This window comes from Streptomyces flavidovirens DSM 40150, from assembly GCF_000429085.1.
Taxonomy (GTDB): Bacteria; Actinomycetota; Actinomycetes; order Streptomycetales; family Streptomycetaceae; genus Streptomyces; species Streptomyces flavidovirens.
In genome coordinates, this window is the sequence record NZ_AUBE01000003.1 from 87,706 (window position 1) to 107,262 (window position 19,557).

The 19,557-nt window shown below is 72.2% G+C and carries 17 protein-coding genes; 9 read left to right on the plus strand and 8 right to left on the minus strand.

All coding sequences use genetic code 11. From position 1 onward, the window contains the following. Nucleotides 1-250: 250 nt before the first annotated feature. A complete protein-coding gene (locus G412_RS33445) occupies nucleotides 251-679 on the plus strand; it encodes a hypothetical protein (protein ID WP_037647853.1) in 429 nt (142 codons plus the stop codon). Between the two features lie 57 nt (nucleotides 680-736). Then, nucleotides 737-982, plus strand: a complete 246-nt coding sequence (locus G412_RS33450) for a DUF2277 domain-containing protein (RefSeq protein WP_037647855.1) — start codon at nucleotides 737-739, stop codon at nucleotides 980-982. Nucleotides 983-985: 3 nt separating this feature from the next. Here G412_RS33450 and G412_RS0105645 read toward each other — a convergent pair whose 3' ends face one another. The 4 genes from G412_RS0105645 to G412_RS0105665 all read right to left on the minus strand — a co-directional run bounded on the left by G412_RS0105645 (nucleotide 986) and on the right by G412_RS0105665 (nucleotide 6,895). After that, on the minus strand, nucleotides 986-1,642 hold the full coding sequence (locus tag G412_RS0105645) for a DedA family protein (protein ID WP_028811207.1): 657 nt from the start codon (nucleotides 1,640-1,642) through the stop codon (nucleotides 986-988). A gap of 204 nt (nucleotides 1,643-1,846) precedes the next feature. Further along, nucleotides 1,847-3,781: an FAD/NAD(P)-binding protein gene (locus G412_RS33455; protein ID WP_051338162.1), complete on the minus strand. Its 1,935-nt coding sequence runs from the start codon at nucleotides 3,779-3,781 to the stop codon at nucleotides 1,847-1,849. Nucleotides 3,782-4,376: 595 nt separating this feature from the next. Beyond that, nucleotides 4,377-6,122 carry an alkaline phosphatase D family protein gene (locus G412_RS0105660; protein WP_028811208.1) on the minus strand — a complete coding sequence of 582 codons (1,746 nt, stop codon included), beginning with the start codon at nucleotides 6,120-6,122 and terminating at the stop codon, nucleotides 4,377-4,379. A gap of 104 nt (nucleotides 6,123-6,226) precedes the next feature. Then, the gene (locus G412_RS0105665) at nucleotides 6,227-6,895 is read right to left on the minus strand and encodes an HNH endonuclease family protein (protein ID WP_028811209.1); all 669 of its coding nucleotides are present in this window, start codon (nucleotides 6,893-6,895) and stop codon (nucleotides 6,227-6,229) included. A gap of 210 nt (nucleotides 6,896-7,105) precedes the next feature. Here G412_RS0105665 and G412_RS0105670 point away from each other — a divergent pair, with 210 nt between their 5' ends. Continuing rightward, nucleotides 7,106-7,939, plus strand: coding sequence for an ABC transporter permease (locus tag G412_RS0105670; protein WP_051338163.1), 834 nt, complete (start codon nucleotides 7,106-7,108; stop codon nucleotides 7,937-7,939). 258 nt (nucleotides 7,940-8,197) lie between these two features. Next, nucleotides 8,198-8,779 (plus strand): TMEM165/GDT1 family protein, encoded by a 582-nt coding sequence (locus G412_RS0105675; protein WP_028811211.1) that lies wholly within the window; start codon nucleotides 8,198-8,200, stop codon nucleotides 8,777-8,779. 22 nt (nucleotides 8,780-8,801) lie between these two features. Here G412_RS0105675 and G412_RS0105680 read toward each other — a convergent pair whose 3' ends face one another. Beyond that, the gene (locus tag G412_RS0105680) at nucleotides 8,802-9,467 is read right to left on the minus strand and encodes an HAD-IA family hydrolase (protein ID WP_028811212.1); all 666 of its coding nucleotides are present in this window, start codon (nucleotides 9,465-9,467) and stop codon (nucleotides 8,802-8,804) included. A gap of 211 nt (nucleotides 9,468-9,678) precedes the next feature. On the opposite strand from G412_RS0105680, the gene G412_RS0105685 reads away from it, so the two are divergent. After that, on the plus strand, nucleotides 9,679-11,742 hold the full coding sequence (locus G412_RS0105685; protein WP_028811213.1) for an MDR family MFS transporter: 2,064 nt from the start codon (nucleotides 9,679-9,681) through the stop codon (nucleotides 11,740-11,742). Nucleotides 11,743-11,778: 36 nt separating this feature from the next. Here G412_RS0105685 and G412_RS0105690 read toward each other — a convergent pair whose 3' ends face one another. Then, on the minus strand, nucleotides 11,779-12,255 hold the full coding sequence (locus tag G412_RS0105690; protein ID WP_028811214.1) for a GNAT family N-acetyltransferase: 477 nt from the start codon (nucleotides 12,253-12,255) through the stop codon (nucleotides 11,779-11,781). A gap of 100 nt (nucleotides 12,256-12,355) precedes the next feature. Between G412_RS0105690 and G412_RS33460 the strand changes: the two genes are divergently transcribed. Then, nucleotides 12,356-12,997 (plus strand): hypothetical protein, encoded by a 642-nt coding sequence (locus G412_RS33460; RefSeq protein WP_037647857.1) that lies wholly within the window; start codon nucleotides 12,356-12,358, stop codon nucleotides 12,995-12,997. A 287-nt stretch (nucleotides 12,998-13,284) separates the two neighbouring features. Continuing rightward, entirely contained in the window at nucleotides 13,285-13,410 is a 126-nt protein-coding gene (locus G412_RS41350; RefSeq protein WP_279626757.1) for a hypothetical protein, read from the plus strand. Between the two features lie 13 nt (nucleotides 13,411-13,423). Here G412_RS41350 and G412_RS0105705 read toward each other — a convergent pair whose 3' ends face one another. After that, entirely contained in the window at nucleotides 13,424-13,756 is a 333-nt protein-coding gene (locus G412_RS0105705) for an antibiotic biosynthesis monooxygenase family protein (RefSeq protein WP_028811215.1), read from the minus strand. After that, nucleotides 13,753-15,183: a glycine betaine/L-proline transporter ProP gene (gene proP, locus G412_RS33470; RefSeq protein WP_051338164.1), complete on the minus strand. Its 1,431-nt coding sequence runs from the start codon at nucleotides 15,181-15,183 to the stop codon at nucleotides 13,753-13,755. Before proP ends, G412_RS0105705 begins: the two co-directional genes overlap by 4 nt. Nucleotides 15,184-15,573: 390 nt before the next feature. On the opposite strand from proP, the gene G412_RS33475 reads away from it, so the two are divergent. Both G412_RS33475 and G412_RS0105720 read left to right on the plus strand, forming a co-directional pair. Beyond that, nucleotides 15,574-17,601, plus strand: coding sequence for a bifunctional glycosyltransferase 87/phosphatase PAP2 family protein (locus G412_RS33475; RefSeq protein WP_051338165.1), 2,028 nt, complete (start codon nucleotides 15,574-15,576; stop codon nucleotides 17,599-17,601). Between the two features lie 146 nt (nucleotides 17,602-17,747). Beyond that, entirely contained in the window at nucleotides 17,748-19,490 is a 1,743-nt protein-coding gene (locus G412_RS0105720) for an ATP-binding protein (protein ID WP_028811216.1), read from the plus strand. The last annotated feature ends 67 nt before the right edge of the window (nucleotides 19,491-19,557 follow it).

Genomic DNA, 19,557 nt, shown 5'->3' on the forward strand with positions numbered 1-19,557 from the left:
CATACCCTTGCATACTCGGCGGTATATATGTTTACTGCGGGTGGCCGACAGAGCCCTCGCGCATCACAGAACTGGACATTCACGGGCGGCGCACTCCTCCTCACGCCGCCCTCGGGTGTTCCACCGGGCTCCGCTTTCCTCGGCGGAGGCCCGCTTGGCGGTCCCGGTCTACCCCTGGGCCGGGACCGCCGCATACCTCCCGCGGCATCCCGCGATCAGAGCCCGTCCACCACCCGCCGGAGCGACGACGATGTCCCCCACCCTTTCCCGGATCAGCCCGGACTGGCCGTGTCAGGTCAAGGCCCCCGGCAGCCACGACTGGGAGCGCACGGCGGCCCGTTGGCTGCGCGACCTCCTGCCGGCCCGTTACGCCGGATACTCGACGCTCACCCGCCACCCCGTCCTCCTCGCCCGCCACGCGCAGTTCCAGGTCGAGCACGAGATCCGGGCCGTGCGGGTCGCGCTGCGGACCTGCCGGGCGGAACTGCCGGCCCTCGGCGTCTCCGAGACGGTCATCGAGGGCACCATCAAGCTGTACGCCGTCGAGCTGGAGCAGCTCAACCGCCTGGCCCGCGCCGTCCGGCTCATCACCGAAGCGCTCCTCGCAGGTAGCGGCGCCGGCGCTGGTACCGGGCCCGGTGCCGGTGGCGGTGGCGGGCGGGGATGGGCGGGGCGTTAGGGATTCCCGTCCCCGACGGCCGTGCCAAGGGGTGGGGTCCGGGGATACCGTCGTCTTATGTGCCGCAGCATCAAGACGCTCCCCCCGCCCGTCCTCCCCGAAGAGGCCACCGAGGAGGACATCCGCGCGGCTGCCCTGCAGTACGTGCGCAAGGTCTCCGGGTTCCGGGTGCCCGCCGCCCACAACCGTGAGGTCTTCGACCGGGCCGTCGACGAAGTGGCCGAGTCGACCCGCAAGCTGCTCGCCGGGATCGAGGTACGGGGAGCGCGAGGAGGCGTGGGGGCGCGAGGAGTGGCCAGGTAGCGGCTAGAGCGCCGCGGCTGCCTCTGCCGCCGCCGGAGCCGGTATCGGGCGGCGTACGAACAGGGCCGCCAGCGAGCCCGCCGCGAACAGTGCCAGCAGCGAGACCGCCGCGCCCAGCCACGTCGCGCCCAGCCACTGGCCGCCGAAGTAGCCGAGCCCCACGCTGTAGCCCGCCCACGCCATGCCCGCCAGGGCCGACCAGGGCAGGAACTCCTTCACCTTGCGGTGCGCGGCTCCCGCCCCCAGGGAGACGACGGAGCGGCCGGCGGGCGCGAAGCGGGCGATGACGACGAGGATGCCGCCGCCACGGCTGAGCGCCGTGCCGAGACGTTCCTGCGCGGTGGTCAGGCGGCGGGAGCGGGCGATGGCCCGGTCGAGGCGCTCGCCGCCGCGCCAGGCCAGCCGGTACGCCACGAAGTCGCCCAGTACGGACGCGGTCGCCGCGCACGCCATCAGCAGGAGGATGTCGGGCACCTGGTGCGCCACCTGGCCGGCGGCTCCGGCGGCGGCGGTGGTGGTGCCCGCCGCGGCGGCCGTGGCCGCCGTGATCACCAGGACTCCGCTGGGGAGGACCGGCAGGAAAACGTCCATGACCACGAAGACCACGACCACCGCGTAGATCCATGGGCTGCCGGTCAGCGCCCCCACACTTTCGAACAACGTGACTCCCCGGTTCGTAACAACGCCGCGACGTCGCAGGGGAGCGGCAGGGGCGGCAGTACAGCCATACAGCGTACGCCTGCGATATCGGCGGAGATCGTCAGGGGTGGGACGATGTTGGACATGTCACGTTCCACGGGTTGCCGGGAACAGGCACGGGAACAGCCGCGGTAACGGCGGAGGGAAGGGGCCGTACGGCGCAGCTCAGGTCGCTGTCGTCCGGTTCGCCGGCGGGGAGCTGAGGACCACGGTCGTACGTACCGTCACCGCCGCCCGCAGCGCCGCGCGCGCCACCGCGTCCGCGTCCGTCAGCGTCACCGAGTCGACGCCCGGCCTGGCGCCCGCCGCTGTCACCCAGTGCACACCCTCCGTGGGCACCCCGAACGCGAACCGGCGTGGATGCGCCCGCCCCTGACTGTCTATCAGGCGGTACGGGCGGCGGGTGACGTCGAGGCCGCCCGTTTCGTACCCGTCGACCGTGTGCGGACGGCACTGGCCGGTCTTCAGGAGGCGTGCGAGGAGTTCGTCCGACGTACGCCGCAGATCGGGTTCCGGCAGCCGGGCCTCGATGAGGGTGGTGGCCGTGACCTCGGACCCCGCTATGTCGGGGGACGCGGCGACGAAGGCGCCGTCCGCCGTTCCCACCGTCATGCGCGGGCCGATCACATCCAGTACGCCCGCCTCGATCAGCGCCGTCATCTCCTCGATCCTCCTGCGGGGCGGGCCGATCGAGAGAAAGGCGTTCAGCGGCGTGTACCAGCGGTCGAGGTGGTCGCGGCGGGACGAGCCCGGCAGGCCGGCGTGATCCACGATCTGCCGCAGTTCGTTGCGTAGGTCGCGCAGTACGTCGAGGGCGGCCTTGCGCGGGCCCGCCACATTGCCGAGCGCCGCGTGCGCCGCGTCCCGCCGCAGGTGGCGCAGGAGCCAGGCGCGGTGGTCCGCGGGGTCGCGGAACGTGTGGCCGGTGTACGGGCGGGCGGCTCGCTCCCAGCACCAGCGTTCCTCGTGCGGTACGCCGAACTCGCCCAGTACGTCCGCCTCCTGGGCACTGCGGTGCGCGGTGGCGAGGAAACGCCCCCGGAAGCCGGTGCCCCGGGCGGCGGCGCCCAGCAGCGTCTCGTAATAGACCGTCTCCACCTCCTTCGCGACCAGCGGCCATATCTCGGCCAGGAAGTCGGGCGGATTCCCCGCGTCCGCACGGGCGCGGAAGGCCGCGATCACGCGGGGGGTGAGGAGCAGCGGCTCGTGCCTGCCGTACGGGCCCTTCGCGTTGTCGCCGCGAGCCTGGTGCGGTACGCCGCGCCGCGACCCCGCGTACAGGCGCGGCTCGCGGCCCGACGGGTGGTAGACGAGGCCGCCGCCGGGTGCGCGCGTGAACGTTCCGCCGCGCCCGGCGGTCAGCAGCGCCATGTGGTCGAAGAAGTTGAGGCCGAGGCCGCGCAGCAGGACCGGTTCGCCGGGTGCGAGGCCGGACAGGTCGAGGTCGGCGGGGTTCGCCGGGGGAAGGTGGCGCAGGCCGTGGTGGGCGGCGTACGCGGCGAGGTGCGACTGGGACCCGTCCGGGTGCGCCGGCAGGTGGCCCTGGGCGAGGACGACCGCGCTGAGGCCGGTGAGCGTCTCGCCGTTGTCGAGGGTGAGCGTCTGGGGGGAGCCGGGGCCGCCGGGGGCGTCCTGGAGGCTTACGGCCCGCGCCGCGTGCACGCGTACGGTCACCGAATCCGGCGCGCCCCGCACCACTTGGCGGAACACCCACTCCAGGTAGCGGCCGTAACAGGCGCGGGTCGGGTAGTCGTCGGGGCCGAGCGCGGGCCTGCCGCCGAGGGAGGCGCCGCCGGGCGACTCGGCGCCCTGGGAGGCCGCCCACTCGTACAGGCTCGGCCCCGGGCGTATCGGGCCCTCGCAGCCGACGCTCGCGTCGGTGAAGAGCGTGACCTGCGAGGCGACCGTGTTCATCAGCAACTCGGCGGGCTGTCCGGTACGCCAGACCTGGCCCGCCCCCGGCGGCGCGGGGTCCACGACATGCACCGTCAGCCTGACGTCCGGGGCCAGCGCGGGCACGGAGGCACAGAGCCTTTCGAGCACGCTGGTGCCACGGGGGCCGGCGCCCACGACAGCGAGGGCTTGGTGCACTGCGGACAAAGCGGTGACTCCCGGTGCGAGCGTGGTGCGGGGGGCGCTGGAGGCGGAGGGTCCGCATCATCATGCCGGTGGAGTGCGGGAAGTCGTAGCCCTGTCGCACAGGATCTCCCCTGCTGTGGGAAGGATCACGGGGCGGTCGCCGGAGTGGCCCATGGGCCGGCCCGAGCCGCGCCCGAGGCGCGGCCCGAGGCGCGGCTCAAGGGGGGCCGCAGACGTGGTTGCGGACGGGGCCGTGGCTGCGGACGTGGCCGCAGACGGGGCCGGGCCGTGGTCGTTGACGTGGTCGCAGATGTGGTCGTAGACGAGGCCGTGGACAGGGCCGTGGACGGGGCCGTGGTCGTGGACGCGGCCGCAGGATGTGGTCATAGACGAGGCCGGGGCCGTGGCTGCGGACGGGGCCGTTGACGTGGTTGAGGATGGGGCCGTGGCTGCGGACCGGGCCGGGCCGTGGCCGTTGACGTGGTCGCGGACGGGGCCGTAGAGGAGGCCGTGGCCGCAGATGTGGCCGTGGACGTGGTCGCGGACGTGGCCGTAACCGTTGACGTGGCGCAGATGTGGCCGTAGGCGAGGCCGTTTACGAGGTCGTATGGCTCGGTCAGGGCCGCCGTGCCGTCTGGTCCGGATCCAGGGCCGTCAGTTCCCTCTCCAGTACGGTCGCCAGCCCCGCGCCCCCGCGCCTCCTCGCCCGCGCCTGGTCCAGTCGCAGTACCGCCGACCGGCCCCGCAGCGTCAGCGTCATCAGTTGGTTGCCGAACCACGGGCCCGAGGTCTGCCGCCAGCCGATGCGCGGCTCCGCCACCCGCCCGTGCCGCGCCAGGAAGCGGCCGAGGCGCCGCCCCGTCCTGCTCCAGCCGAAGCGGAAGCCGAGCCGGATCGACGCGGGAATGCTGTTGTGCACGGGCGAGCAGGTGAGCTGGAGCACCCGCGCCGCCGGGCCGGCCGCGCCGCGCCAGTGCGGTTCGGCGACGTACGCGTGATGCACATCGCCGGACAGTACGCACACCGTCGCCGGCGCCGCGGGGCCCGAACCCGCCTCCGCGATCAGATCCGTCAGCTGCTCGAAGGACGCCGGGAACGCCGCCCAGTGCTCCAGGTCCGATCTCCGGCGCAGATTCTCGCCGAAGCGCGCCCAGCACCCGCCGCGCCCGCCCCGCTCGCCCCGGCACAGCGCCGCGTTCCAGCCCTCCGCGTCGTGGATGAGCGGCGGCAGCAGCCAGGGCAGCGAGGTCCCGATCAGCAGGTGGTCGTACGAGCCGGGGCCCTCCAGCGCCTGGTCGCGCAGCCACGATGCCTCGGCGTCGTCGAGCATCGCGCGCCGGTCCTCGTCCAGGACACGGGCCGCCCGCGTGTCGACCATCAGCAGCCGCACCCGGCCGAAGTCGCGCCGGTAGCTCCAGCGCACACGGGCCGGGTCGGCGTCGGCCCGCGCCGCGAACTCGCGCAGGCTTTCCGTGCCGTCCGGGGCCGCCCGCAGCGCCGCGTACAGCTTGTCGTCCGCGAGCTCGGCCGGCGAGAGATTGCCCAGGTGCTGGTAGACCCAGTACGACATCAGGCCGCTGAGGACCCGCTCCCGCCACCACGGTGTGGCGCGCATCTCCGCGAGCCACGACGCGCTGGTGTTCCAGTCGTCTATCACGTCGTGGTCGTCGAAGATCATGCAGCTCGGGACGGTGGACAGGAGCCAGCGCACCTCCGGGTCGAGCCAGGACTCGTAGTACAGGCGGGTGTACTCCTCATAGTCCGCGACCTCCGCTCCCGGCGGCTCGCGCAGGTCGCGCCGCGCGGCCAGCCAGCTCCGCGTGGCCTGCGATATCTCGTCGGCGTACACCTGGTCGCCGAGCAGGAGCAGTACGTCGGGGCGTGTCGCCGCCGGGTCTGCCGCGAGGCTCGCGGCGAGCGTGTCCAGGGCGTCCGGGCCCACGGGGTCCTTCTCGCCCTCGGCCGGCGCCGCCCACCGGCAGGAACCGAAGGAGACGCGCACCTCATCGGTGACCGTGGCGGGTGTACGGATGGTGCTCGGCGGGAAGCGGGAGTCTTCCAGGGGCCACACCCGCCGCCCGTCGAGCAGCACCTCGTACGCCGTCTCCGAGCCGGGGCGCAGGCCGGTCACGGTGACGAGCGCGTAGTGGTGCCCGGCGATCTGGAACGTACGGGACGAACCGCCCGCGCCCCCCGAATCACCCGCGCCCCCTGTCCCGCCCGCGCCCCCCGTCCCGCCCGCGCCGTCGTCGCACCGCACCTGCGCCGTGCACGGCCGGTCCGTCTCGACCCACACGGTCGCGGCGTCACCGGTCTCGCGGTCGACGTGCCGCAGCAGTGGTCCCAGCCGAAGCCCGGCCATAAGTCGTCCTCCTCCGTCGCCCCGTACGGTACGGAACGACGGAGGAGGACGGGGAGGCTCCTGGTCGGCCCAGTTGCTCAGCCCAGTTGTTCAGGCCCAGTTGTTCAGCAGTTGTTGAGCACGCCCTGGAGCGCGCTCTTCTCGGCGGAGTCCACGGTCAGGTTCCAGTGGTGCTTCACGTGCACCCACATCCGGGCGTACATACAGCGGTAGGCGGTGCGCGGCGGGAGCCATTCCGCCGGGTCCAGGTCGCTCTTGGCCTGGTTGACGTTGTCGGTGACGGCGATGAGCTGCGGGCGCGACAGATCGTTGGCGAAGGACTGCCGCTGGGCGGTCGTCCAGCCGCTCGCGCCGGAGCGCCAGGCCTCGGCGAGCGCCACGACGTGGTCGATGTCGAGGTCGGACGCGGCCGTCCAGGTGGCGCCGTCGTACTCGGAGTACCAACTGCCGCTGACCGCCGCGCAGTTGGAGTCCTGCTGGACGTTCGTACCGTCGCGCTTGAGGACGACCTCGCGGGTGTTGCAGGTGCCCGACTGGGTGCTCCAGTGCGGGAACTTGTCGCGGCTGTAGCCGGTGGACGAGCCCTCGGCCCGTTCGGTCAGCTGCCCGAGGTACGTGCGGGCGGTGGCGGCGCTCACGGGGGTGGGCGGGGCTGCCTGGGCGGTGGGGGCGGTGAGCAGGATGCTCGTGCCGGTGAGGGCGGCGGACGCGGTGAGGACGGCTATGCGGCGGACTGCTCGGTGCGATGCGCGACGCGCGTAGACACCTGACATGCGGACTCCCTGATGTGGGGGGGGCTGGCCGGGACCGGGTCCGGACGGAGGACGGACGTGATCCGGTACTGCCCGTCGCCGGGCTCGGCCATCGTGGCGGCGCCAGATTGCCGGGGGATGGGCGCCAGGTAACAGCGTGACGACATGAGCACGTCACATCAAGGGGTGTGACGCACCGACACCGCCCCTCCACCGCCCTAGAGTTGAGCGGTGCCCGCCCCGCCAGCGACACCTCTCGCCGCCGACGCCCAGGTCCTGCTGCCCGTCAACCTCACCCTCGGAGCGGTACTCGCCGTCCTGCTCGCGGTCGCGGTGACCGTCGTCGCCTGCGCCCGCCTCTCCGACGACGGATCCCGCCGCCGGGCCCGCTCCGTCGCCACCGCCGGCCTGCGGGCGGCCGTCCAGCTCGCCGCCGTGTCGCTCCTGATCGGCTGGGTCGTACGCTCCGGATGGCTGCTGCTCGCCTTCCTCGTCCTGATGTACGCCGTCGCCGTACGCACCGCCGGCCGCCGCGTCACCCCCAACGCCACCTGGTGGTGGGCCGCCCTGCCGATCGCCGCCGGTGTCTTCCCCGTCGTCGCCGCGCTGCTGCTCACCGGGCTCGTACCGGCCAACGGCATCGCGCTCGTCCCCGTCACCGGCATCCTCATCGGCGGCGCCCTCACCGCGACCGTGCTGGGCGGGCGCCGCGCGCTCGACGAGCTCGCGGTGCGGCGCGGCGAGGTGGAGGCGGGCATGGCGCTCGGGCTCATGGACCGCGACGCCCGGCTGGAGATCGCCCGCCCCGCCGCCTCCGACGCGCTGCTGCCCGGCCTCGACCAGACCAGGACCGTGGGTCTGGTCACGCTGCCGGGCGCCTTCGTCGGCATGCTGCTGGGCGGCGCGTCGCCGCTGCTCGCCGGCGTGGTGCAGCTCTTCGTCCTGGTGGCGCTGCTCGCGGTGCAGGCGGTCGCGGTCGCGACGGTGCTGGAACTGGTGGCGCGGGGGCGGCTGCACCGCGAGGACGGGGAAGCGGCGGAGGAGCCGGGGGACCAAGGGCCCTGACCGGGGGCGGGGCCGGTCGCGTACCCTGTTCGGAGCAGAAGGGGAGTAGCTCTTCGCCGGACCGTCGACATACTGCTGAGCACGCCTCAGCCGGCGCCCGGAGGTGGACAGGCATCCAGCAGGATTTGCCGGCCCGCCAGCGAGACCTTCGGCCGCAGTGTTGTTGTCTTTTACGACGCTGCCGTGCCGAAGCGACCCCTGATTCACGCAGGTTTCTCTCGGTGCGGGCAGCCCGACCGATTGAGGAATCCAGCCCCCATGATCAGTTTCACCGTCATGGCGATCACCTTCGGCACCGTCTTTCTCGCCGAACTCCCCGACAAGACCGCCCTGGCCGGCCTCGTGCTCGGCACCCGCTACCGCGCGTCGTACGTCTTCGCGGGCGTCGCGGCCGCTTTCGCCGTGCACGTGGCCCTCGCCATCGCGGCGGGCAGCGTACTGACCCTGCTGCCGCACCGGCTGGTGCAGGCGGTCGTGGGCGTTCTCTTCCTCGCGGGCGCGCTCGTGCTGCTCTTCAAGAAGGACGACCACGAGGAAGAGGTCAAGACCCCCGCCGACCAGTCCTTCTGGAAGGTCTCCGGCGCGGGCTTCATGCTCATCCTGGTCGCGGAGTTCGGTGACCTGACGCAGATCATGACGGCCACGCTGGCGGCCCGCTACGACAACCCGGTGTCCGTGGGCATCGGCGCGGTGCTGGCGCTGTGGGCGGTCGCGGCCATCGGCATCGTGGGCGGCCGCACGCTGATGAAGTACGTGCCCCTGAGCCTGATCACGAAGGTGGCGGCGGCGCTGATGCTGTCGCTGGCGGCGTTCAGCCTGTACGAGGCCGTCGCCGGCTGACGCCGGAGCGGACCGTTCCTGGTCAGGCGGTGATGTGCAGCCGCACCGTGCCGTCGGGCAAGGCCTCGATCCGTACTTGCGTGAGGTCGTTCACATGCACCGTGGGGCTGTGGACGGCCGCGCGCGGTCCCACGCCCACCACGCGCATGCCGGCCGCCCTGCCCGCTGTGATGCCGGCCTCCGAGTCCTCGAACACGATGCAGTCGGCCGGGGCGTGGCCGAGTTGTGCCGCGCCCTTCAGGAAGCCCTCGGGGTCCGGCTTGCTCGCGCCCACCAGCTCCGCGGTGACGCGCGTGACGGGCATCGGGAGCCCGGCCGCCGTCATGCGGGCCCGGGCCAGGGCCTCGTCGGCCGAGGTGACCAGGGCGTGCGGGAGACCGGCCAGCGCGGCCATGAAGGCGGGGGCGCCGGGGACCGGTACGACGCCGTCTACGTCGGCGGTCTCCTGGGCGAGGAGCGCGCGGTTGTCGGCGTGGTTCTGCTCGACGGGACGGTCCGGGAGGAGTACGGCCATGGTCGCGTACCCCTGGCGGCCGTGCACGACCTTGAGGGCCTCCTCCGGGTCCAGGCCGTGATCCTCGGCCCAGCGGCGCCAGACGCGCTCCACTACGGCGTCGGAGTCGACCAGCGTGCCGTCCATGTCCAGCAGGAGCGCGTCGGCGTTCAGAACGGTGGTGGTGGCCGGCATCGGCGTACTCCAGAGCGCGCAGGAAAAAGACAAGCGGCCCCGCCCGCCGGTCAGGGAAAACGGACGGAGGCCACTTTGTTCCATCACGATACAAAATAAAGGTGCGCAGCGCCACCCCGCCCAGCCGGTCCCCGGGCTCGGCAGGCCATATCGGCCCACAACGATCAGGATGGAAGGGTGCACGACTCCCAGGGGACCCGAGGAGTAGTCCATGGCCCAGCAACCGAGCGGCGCCCCCGCCGCGGCCCCGGTAGCCGGCCCCGGCACAGGACCGGGCGACAGCCGACGGACCATTCTTGTAGCCATCGGAGCGCTGCTGCTCGGCATGCTGCTCGCCGCGCTCGACCAGACCATCGTCTCGACCGCCCTGCCGACGATCGTCAGCGAACTCGGCGGCATGGAGCACCTGTCGTGGGTCGTGACGGCGTACATGCTCGCCGCGACGGCGGCCACCCCCCTGTGGGGCAAACTCGGTGACCAGTACGGCCGCAAAAAACTCTTCCAGGCCGCGATCGTCATCTTCCTGATCGGCTCCGCGCTGTGCGGCGTCGCGCAGGACATGTCGCAGCTCATCGGCTTCCGCGCGGTCCAGGGGCTGGGCGGCGGCGGCCTGATGGTGCTGTCCATGGCGATCGTCGGCGACCTCGTGCCGCCGCGCGAACGGGGCAGGTACCAGGGCCTGTTCGGCGCGGTCTTCGGCGCCACGAGCGTCCTCGGACCGCTCCTCGGCGGCCTGTTCACCGAGCACCTGAGCTGGCGCTGGGTCTTCTACATCAACCTTCCCGTCGGTGTCGTCGCCCTCCTCGTGATCGCCGCCGTACTGCACATCCCGGTCCGCCCCTCCCGCCACACCATCGACTACCTCGGCACCGCCCTCATCGCGTCGGTCGCCGTCTGCCTCGTCCTCGTCGCGTCCCTCGGCGGCACCACCTGGGCCTGGGGCTCGGCGCAGATCATCGGGCTCGCGGTCCTCGGCGCCGTACTGCTCGTGTGGTTCGTCCGCGTGGAGCGCAAAGCCGCCGAGCCGGTCCTGCCGCTGAAGCTCTTCAAGCTCAGGACGTTCACGCTCGTCGCCGTCATCAGCTTCGTCGTCGGCTTCGCGATGTTCGGCGCGATGACCTATCTGCCGACGTTCATCCAGGTCGTCCAGAACGTCAGCCCCACCATGTCCGGCGTGCACATGCTGCCCATGGTGCTCGGCATGCTGATCACCTCGACCGCGTCCGGCCAGATCGTCAGCCGTACGGGCCGCTGGAAGGTCTTCCCGATCGCCGGTACGGGCATCACCGCCCTGGGCCTGCTGCTCCTGCACCAGTTGACCGAGACCACCGGCGCCTGGGAGATGAGCGCGTTCTTCTTCGTCTTCGGCGCCGGACTCGGCCTGGTCATGCAGGTCCTGGTGCTCGTCGCGCAGAACGCCGTCCGGTACGAGGACCTCGGCGTCGCCACCTCCGGCGCGACCTTCTTCCGCTCCATCGGCGCGTCCTTCGGCGTCGCGGTCTTCGGCACCATCTTCGCCAACCGGCTGATCGACAAACTCGACCAAGCCCTCGCCGGGCAGCGGCTGCCGCCCGGCATCGGCCCCGAGCAGGTCGCCGCCGACCCGCGGGACATCGCCCTGCTGCCGCCCGGACTGCGCCCCTCCGTCCTGCACGCGTACTCCACGTCCATCACCGACGTCTTTCTCTACGCCTCTCCCGTCGTGCTCATCGCCTTCGTGATCGCCTGGTTCCTCAGGGAGGACAAGCTGCGCAGGTCGGTGACGGCGCCCGACGCGGGCCAGACGCTGGCGTCCAACCCGGTCGAGCGTTCGTCGTACGACGAATGCGTCCGGGCCCTGTCGGTGCTCGCCACGCGGGAGGGGCGGCGCAGGGTCTACGAAACGATCACCGCGAAGGCGGGTTACGACCTGCTGCCCGCGGCCAGTTGGCTGCTGCTGCGCATCAAACGCGCGGGCGCCGTTGAGCCCGCCTTCCTCGCCGACGTGACGCCCGTACCGCTGCGGGTCATCACCGAGGCGTCCCGGCAGGTGGAGGAGCGCGGGCTCGCCCGGCGCGAGGGCCTGCGACTCGTGCTGACGGAGAAGGGAACGGCGGCCGCGGCGAAGCTCGCCAAGGCCCGCGAGGAATCCCTGGCCGAGCTGCTCGGCGACTGGTGGGGGCCGGACCGGCCAACCGATCTGATCAAGCTGGTCGAGGAGTTGAGCGCCGAGCTGAGCGGCTCCGACGAGGACCGGCCGTACACCAAGGGGCCCACACCCGACCACCACCTGTGAGGCTGTGAAGCACGGGCGCTCTGACGCATCCGCGCCTCAGAGCGACTTGGCGAACCAGTGCTCGGCGTACGGGCCCTGATTGAACGCCGGGACCTCGACGTACCCGTGTCGCGCGTACAGCGCGCGGGCCTCCACCAGGTCGCTTCGGGTGTCCAGCCGCACGTGCTTGACGCCGAGTTCGCGGGCCGCCGTCTCCGTCGCGGCCAGCAGCAGCGCGCCGCCTCCGGTGCCGCGGAAGGCGGGGCGTACGTACACGCGCGTCAGCTCGGCGGTGTCCGGGTCCATCACGCGCAGGCCCGCGCAGGCGGCGGCCTTGCCGTTGTACCGGCCTACGAGGAACTCGCCCGTGGGCGGCACGAGGCGTTCGGCGCCGTCGTCGGTGAGCCCCTCGTCGACCTCCCGCGTCGTCGCGGGGCGCCCCCAGTAACGGCCGGCCACCTCGCCGTAGTAGTCGCGGCGCAGGGCCGTCGACTCGGGGGTGTCGAAGCGCTCGGGGGTCACGTTCCAGGTCATGGTCACGTCTGTACCGGAACGCCCGGCCGTTTGGCCAACGGATTACTGGCAACTCGCAGCGTGACAAGCCGTTGACAGACCGAGAACCGGGAAGGCACCCATGTCCACAGTCTGGATCATCGCCCTGATAGCGGTGGTCGTCATTCTTCTCGTCGCCGTGTTCCTCGTCGCCGGACCGGGCCGGCGCGGTGGCGGGCGCGGGCTGAAGAGGCGGTTCGGTCCCGAGTACGACAGGGTCGTCGCCCACCACGACGGCGACACCAAAGCGGCTGAGCGCGAGCTCGAAGAGCGCGTCAAGCGGCACGGGTCGCTCGAACTGCGCCCGCTGACCCCCGAGACACGCGAGCAGTACGTCGCCCGCTGGGCGGGCATCCAAGAGCAGTTCGTCGACTCCCCGCAGCTCGCCGTCGCCGAGGCGGACCGGCTGGTGGTGCGGCTCGCGGGCGACCGCGGTTTCCCGGCCGCCGGGCAGCACGACGAGCTGGTCTCCGCGCTTTCGGTACACCACCCGCAGCAGGTGCACGGCTACCGCAGGGTCCACCGCGCGGCGCACACCGAAAGCAGTACGGAGCAGATGCGCGAGGCCATGCTGGACGCGCGTGAGCTGTTCGAGACGCTGGTCACCGCGAAGCCGGTGGACAGCGGCAGGCACCGCCCGCAGCGCACCGACGACCGCCACCGCCGTTCGCACGCACCGTGGTCGCTGGGCAAGGGCCACCACCCGAAGGGGAGTGGTGCGTAATGACGTACGACGCCGATCCGGAAACCAGGGCCCAGCAGCAACAGCCGCCGCTCGCGGTCCCCGAACGAGGCACCCCGTAGACGGCAGCCGGCCCCGGCCCGCTCCCGAACCCGCAGGCCGCCCCGGCGAGCACCTCCGCCGAGGCCCGGCTCATCCCGCAGGGCGAACGCGACAAGCTGGCCCTGCGCCTCCAACAGGCCGTCAACACCTTCGTCGACGGCCCCCGGCGCGCGGTCGAGGAGGCCGACAGCGTCTTCGAGGAGGCGGCCCGCCGCCTGACCGATGCCATGGCCGAACGGCGCGGCACCCTCCGCTCGGCCTGGTCGGGCAAGAACCGCGAGGTCGAGACGGAGGAACTGCGGGTCGCCCTGCGCACGTACCGCGAGGCGACGGAGCGCCTGCTGCGGATGTGAGGAGGCCCGGCTGTCAGCCGTTCTTCGGACCGGCCTGCTGGACGACCTCGAACGACCACAGCGTGGAGCCGGAGGCGGCGGGCTTGGGACGCTCGCCGCCTTCACCCGCGCCCGGCCCCTGGTGCGCGGCCTTCATCGGCCCCTCCATCCAGGCCTGGAACGACGCCTCGTCGGCCCACCGGGTGTAGACGAGGTACTGGTCGGTCCCCTCGACGGGCCGCAGCAGCTCGAACGACTCGAAACCGTCGGAGTTCTCCACGGACCCGGCCCGCGCCGAGAACCGCTTCTCCAGCACCTCACGCTGCTCGGCCGGCACAGTCAGCACATTGATCTTCACGATGCTCATGCGGCCATCCTGCCGTACGAACCCTTCGAACCGTACGAAGCCCGCAGTTCACGGGCTTCTTCCTCGGTCGACACCGACGGCGGTGAGCCCGGCAGGGGCCTGCGGGCGCTTTCCGTCATGAAGAAGACCGCGATGCCGCCGACGACGGCCGCGGCCATCATGTAGTAGGCGGGCATCATCATGTCGCCGGTCGCGCCGATCAGCGCGGTGACGACCAGCGGGGTCGTGCCGCCGAAGAGCGAGACGGAGATGTTGAAGCCGATCGACAGGGAGCCGTAGCGCACCCTGGTCGGGAAGAGCGCGGGCAGCGCGGACGGCATCGACGACGTGAAGCAGACCAGCAGCAGGCCGAGTGCCCCCATGCCGAGCGCGATGGCGAGCAGCGAGCCCTGACGGATCAGCAGCAGGGCGGGCACGGAAAGGGCCAGGAAACCGGCGCAGCCCGCGGCGATCACCGGGCGGCGGCCGACGCGGTCGGTGAGGCGGCCCATGAAGAGCTGCGCGCACATCATCAGCACCATCACGCCGAGGACGACGAGCAGGCCGTGCGTCGCGTCGTACTTGAGCTGCTCGGTGAGGTACGTGGGCATGTAGGACAGGAGCATGTAGTCGGTGACGTTGAAGACGAGCACCAGGGCGACGCACAGGAGCATCGCCCGCCACTGCCCGACCACCATCTCCTTCAGGCCGGTCTTCTTCCCGCGGGCCACCTGATCCGCGCGGGCCTCCTTCTCCAACTGGGCGAAGGCCGGGGTCTCTTCGAGGCGCAGGCGCAGATAAAGGCCGATGATGCCCATGGGACCCGCGATGAGGAACGGAATGCGCCAGCCCCACGCGACCAGGTCGTCGGCGCTGAGCAGGGCGGTCATCAGGGTGACCAGGCCGGCGCCGCCGATGTAGCCGGCGAGGGTGCCGAATTCGAGGAAGCTGCCGAAGAAACCGCGGCGCTTGTCGGGGGCGTACTCCGCGATGAAGGTGGAGGCGCCGCCGTACTCGCCGCCGGTCGAGAAGCCCTGGACCAGGCGGGCGAGGAAGAGGAGCGCGGGCGCCCAGATGCCGATGGTCGCGTACGAGGGGATCAGGCCGATGGCGAAGGTGCCCGCCGCCATCATGATCATGGTGATGGCGAGGATCTTCTGGCGGCCGATGCGGTCGCCGAGCGGACCGAAGACCATCCCGCCGATGGGCCGTACCAGGAAGGCCGCGGCGAACGCTCCGAACGTCGACAGCAACTGCGCGGTGGGGTCGCCGGAAGGGAAGAACACCTTCCCGAGCGTGACCGCGATGTAGCTGTAGACGCCGAAGTCGAACCACTCCATGGCGTTGCCGAGAGCGGCGGCCTTCACCGCCCGCCTGACCATCGCCGGGTCGGTGACGGTGATGTCGGCGGGCTTGGGACGGGAGTCAACAGGTATGGGGGTCGGCACGAATTTGCCCGCCTGCGCTTTCTGTGGATGGATGACACGGCAAACGTGACCATAGGCGCTTAACCGGTCTTTACGGACGGTGTGGAGCTGATCGCTCCTCGTCCACCTGACCAGCAGCGAGCTGGGCAAACGTGCCGCGCGCCGAGTCCGCCGCGACCCCCTCGTTTGTGATCCATCTCGCGCCCCATCGGCGGAACGGGGATCGTGGGAAGGGAGGTCTTCCGGACAAAACCGGGTGACAGTCAGGCGAAGCGGGGGTTGCCTGAGTCTTCCGTGCGGGGCAGTGCGAGGCTCTACGCACCATGCAGGTGGGGTGCGGGGACAGGTGGGGAGGGTCAGCGCGACGTGGCGAATGCGGAGCGGGGGGTACCGGGCGGCGCCGTTGGGGCGATGGGTGCCGGGAACAGGATCGCGGCGGCGCGAATAGCCCTGTGGGCCGTTGTGGCCGCACTGGGCGCGCGGCAGATCGCGATGGTGCTGCGTACGCCGCCGGGCGAGCGCCTGACCGACCTGGAGACCTGGATCGGCGACCGGGGCGTACTGCACCTGGCGGGCTCCCTCTACGACACCGACCGCTTCATCGGTACGCCCTTCGCCGGGCTCGTGCTGAAGCCGCTGGCCCGCTCCGCCGAGCAGAGCCTCGGCGTGGCCTGGACCTTCGGGACGCTGCTGCTCGTCGCCGTACTGGGCATGGTCGTCGCCCGCGCTCTGCCGGGCCCGGTTTCCCGGCGCACCGCGCTGCTCGCCGCGCCCGTCGCCATCAGCCTGCTGATGCTGTCGCTGCCCGTCCGCAATACGCTCCACCTCGGCCAGACCAGCGTCATCCCGGTTCTCTTCGTCCTCCTCGGCTGCTTTCAGGCGCGCGGGGAACGCAGTTGCGGCGTCCTCATCGGTGTCGCCGCCGCCCTTCAGCCCACCGTGCTGCTGTTCGCGCCCCTGCTGTGGCTGACGGGCCGCAGACGGGCCGCGCTCACCACCGGTGCCACGTTCGCCGCCGGCTCGGCGCTGGCCTGGGCCGCGCTGCCGCAGGACTCGTGGACGTACTGGGTGCACCATGTGGCCGGTGCGGGGCTGGGCGCGCGACCCGACAGCCTCGCCAACCAGTCGCTGCACGGCGCGTTGCTCCGGTTCGGCCTCGAAGGCCCGCTGGAGATCGCCCTCTTCCTGCTCCTGGGCGCGGCCGTCGCCGTACTCGGACTGCGGCGTGCCGTCCGTTACGCCCGCGACGGCCAGCTGCTCCTCGCCGTCGCCCTGACCGGCTGCGTCGCCGTCGCCGTGTCGCCGACGGCCTGGCAGCACCAGCTCCTGTGGGTGCTGCTCGCGGTGGTCGGCCGGGTCGGCAGGCGGGCCTCGGACCGGCTGGTGTGGCCCGCGGCCGTCGTCCTGGTGATGACGCTGCCGGGCACGATGCTGCTGCCGAACGTCGGCCCGCTCATCGCGGTCCGCGACAACGTCCTGCTGGTGGCGGCGCTCGCGGCGGCCTGCGCGGTGCCGTTCGTGTCGCGCACGTCGCCGTACTGGCTCCAGCCCCTGCCCACCGACTACGCGAGACCGGTCGCGGGCCGCTGGAGACGGGTGCCGCTGCTGCCGTTCTGGCGCCGGGTCCTCACCCGCCCCAACCTGCTCCTGGAACTCCTGCTGATCCGCTCCGGTTACTCCGCCTACTCGCAGGTGCGCACCGCCGCGACGGGCGGGCGCGCCACCGCCGAGGAGAACGCCCGGCAGATCGTCTCGGTGGAGCAGTTCCTGCACATCGACATCGAGCGCTGGATCAACCACGCGGTGGTGAAGTCGGACGGTCTTGAAGCCTTCTTCAACTTCTACTACTCCTCCTTCCACTTCCTCGTACCGCTGGCGATCCTCGGCGTGCTGTACGTCCGCCGCCCCGCCGACTACCGCTGGGCCCGCAGCTCCCTCGGCTTCGCGACCGTGCTCGCGCTGGCCGGTTTCTGGCTCTATCCGCTGGCCCCGCCGCGCCTGATGCCGGGCCTCGGTTACGTCGACACGATCCACGGGCCGCAGGATCTGGCGAGTCCCGAGTACGGCGCGCTGACCGCCCTGACCAACCAGTACGCGGCGATGCCCTCACTCCACTTCGGCTGGTCGCTGTGGTGCGGGCTGGTGGTGGTCCTGATCGCGCCGAAACTGTGGATGAAGCTGCTCGGCCTGCTCCACCCGTTCTTCACGGTGTGCGCGATCGTCGCCACCGCCAACCACTGGGTGCTCGACGCGGTCGGCGGGGCGGCGGTGGTCATGGCGGGCTTCGGCCTGACGTACGTCCTGGCAGGCCCGCGCGAGCTCCTGCAGCCCGCGTCGGACGCGGCACCACACGAACCGTCACGCCCCAGAGACGACAGGCGCGCAGGACGTGAAATCCCGGCGGGCAGCGCCGGATCGGGGTCCGGCACGCCGAAGTAGGGGCCGACCTCGCCCTGTCCGGTGACGTTCGGTGGTTACCATGGCCAAGGCCCAGCGGAATATCACCGTCAACTTGTCCCCGTCCGCCAGCACATGGCGACTTCCGCTGCCGTCATCCCCCCGCACACCGTCTGAGGGACCGTGCTATGACATTGCCCGCCGCCGCCCGCCCGCGCCGTGCACCGGGGCGGCGCCCGCCCTGGACCCTGTCGGCGGCCGGCCTGACCGCCGTCGCCGCCGCCGGTGGCACCGCGGTGGCGCTGGCCCCGGACGCGGCACACTCCTGGGTGCTCGGGACAGTCGTCGCCGGCGGCCTGTGTGTCGTCGGACTCGTCGTCACCGCTGCGGTACTGGCCCACCGGCTCGCCGCCGCGCGGCGCGCCGCCCACGACGAACAGGCCGAACTGCGCGGGCGAATATCCCGGAGCACCGGGGACATCGCGCACCTGGTCAACATCACGCTGCCGCAGATGGTGCAGCGCCTGCGCGACGGTTCCGACGCCTTCGGCGCCCTGGGGTCCGCCCAGCGCCCCGCCGACCCCCAACTGGAAAGCCTCCTGCGCGTCTTCACCACCGAGCTGGGGGACGCGTCCGGACGCGCCGCGGCGGCGGAAGCCGCCCACGACGACGCCGTACAGCAGATGCGCCGCGGCGTGGACGAACTGGACCGCCTGACGGCGACCGCCCTGCCCGCCGCCGTGGCGGCACTGCGCCGGGGCGCCTCCGCCGACACGGTCCTCGCCGGACTCGACATGCCCGCCGATGAGCGCCTGCGCGTACTGCTGGAGCAGATGGTGCGGGAACTCGCCGTCAGCGAGCGGCGCGCGTCCGCCGCACAGGCCGCGAGCGCCAAGGCGCTGGGCCGGGTGCAGGCCAGGGCCGTCAGCATGCTGGCCGACCTCCGTGAGATGCAGGACCGGCACGGCGCCGACGTGTTCAGCGACCTGCTCAAGCTGGACCACAGCACTTCGCAGCTCGGGCTGCTCACCGACCGCCTGGCCATTTTGATGGGCGGCCGGGCGAGCCGGGCGTGGAACAAGCCCATCGTCATGGAAAGCATCCTGCGCGGCGCGGTCGGCCGGATCGCCGACTTCCGCAGGGTGCGGCTGCACTCCGCCAGCACCGTCGCGATCGCGGGGTTCGCGGCGGAAGGCGTCATGCACCTGCTGGCCGAACTGATGGACAACGCCGCCAACTTCTCGCCGCCCATCGACGAGGTCCACGTGTACGTGGAGGAGCGCAGCGCGGGCATCGTGGTCACCATCGAGGACAGCGGCCTGCGGATGGCCGACGCCGCGATGCGCCGCGCCGTGGAAGCCGTCTCCGGCAGGTCCACCGACCTGGCGACCCTGCAGGGCACCCGGCTCGGCCTCGCGGTGGTCGGGATCCTGGCCGCGAAGTACGGCATCTCCGTGAACTACCGGCCCTCCTCACGGGGCGGCACCGGCGTGGTGGTGCTGCTTCCGCCGCAACTGCTGGCCCAGCAGCGCGGCCCGGTGCCGGCACCGGCGCAGCCGCGTACGACTCCGGTGCCTGCCGCGCGGACGCGTACGGCCGTACGGGAGGCACCCGCGCCCGCCTCCACCCGCGCGCCCGCCTTGGCCCCGGCCCCCGCCCCCGCTCCGGACTCCGCCGCCGCGCCCGCTCTGCCGCCGCTGCCCGCGCGCGTCACCGACGCCGGCGGGGCCGCCGAAGGCCCCGCTCAGGTCGCGACGGCGGGCGGCCTGCCCGTACGGCCGCCGGGACGCACGATGGCCGCCGCCGACCGGGGACGCGCGGCGACCGAGGCCGACGACCAGCCGCCCGCGCCGCCCGCGCGCAACCCCGGTGCGAGTTTCGGTGCCTTCCACCAGTCACAGCGCCGTAAGGACCCACGCCCACCCGCCTGAGCCCTGAGCGGGAGCCCCCAGCACCACCGTGCTCGAACCCCCGCGTGCTGCCGCCCCGACAGGCGGC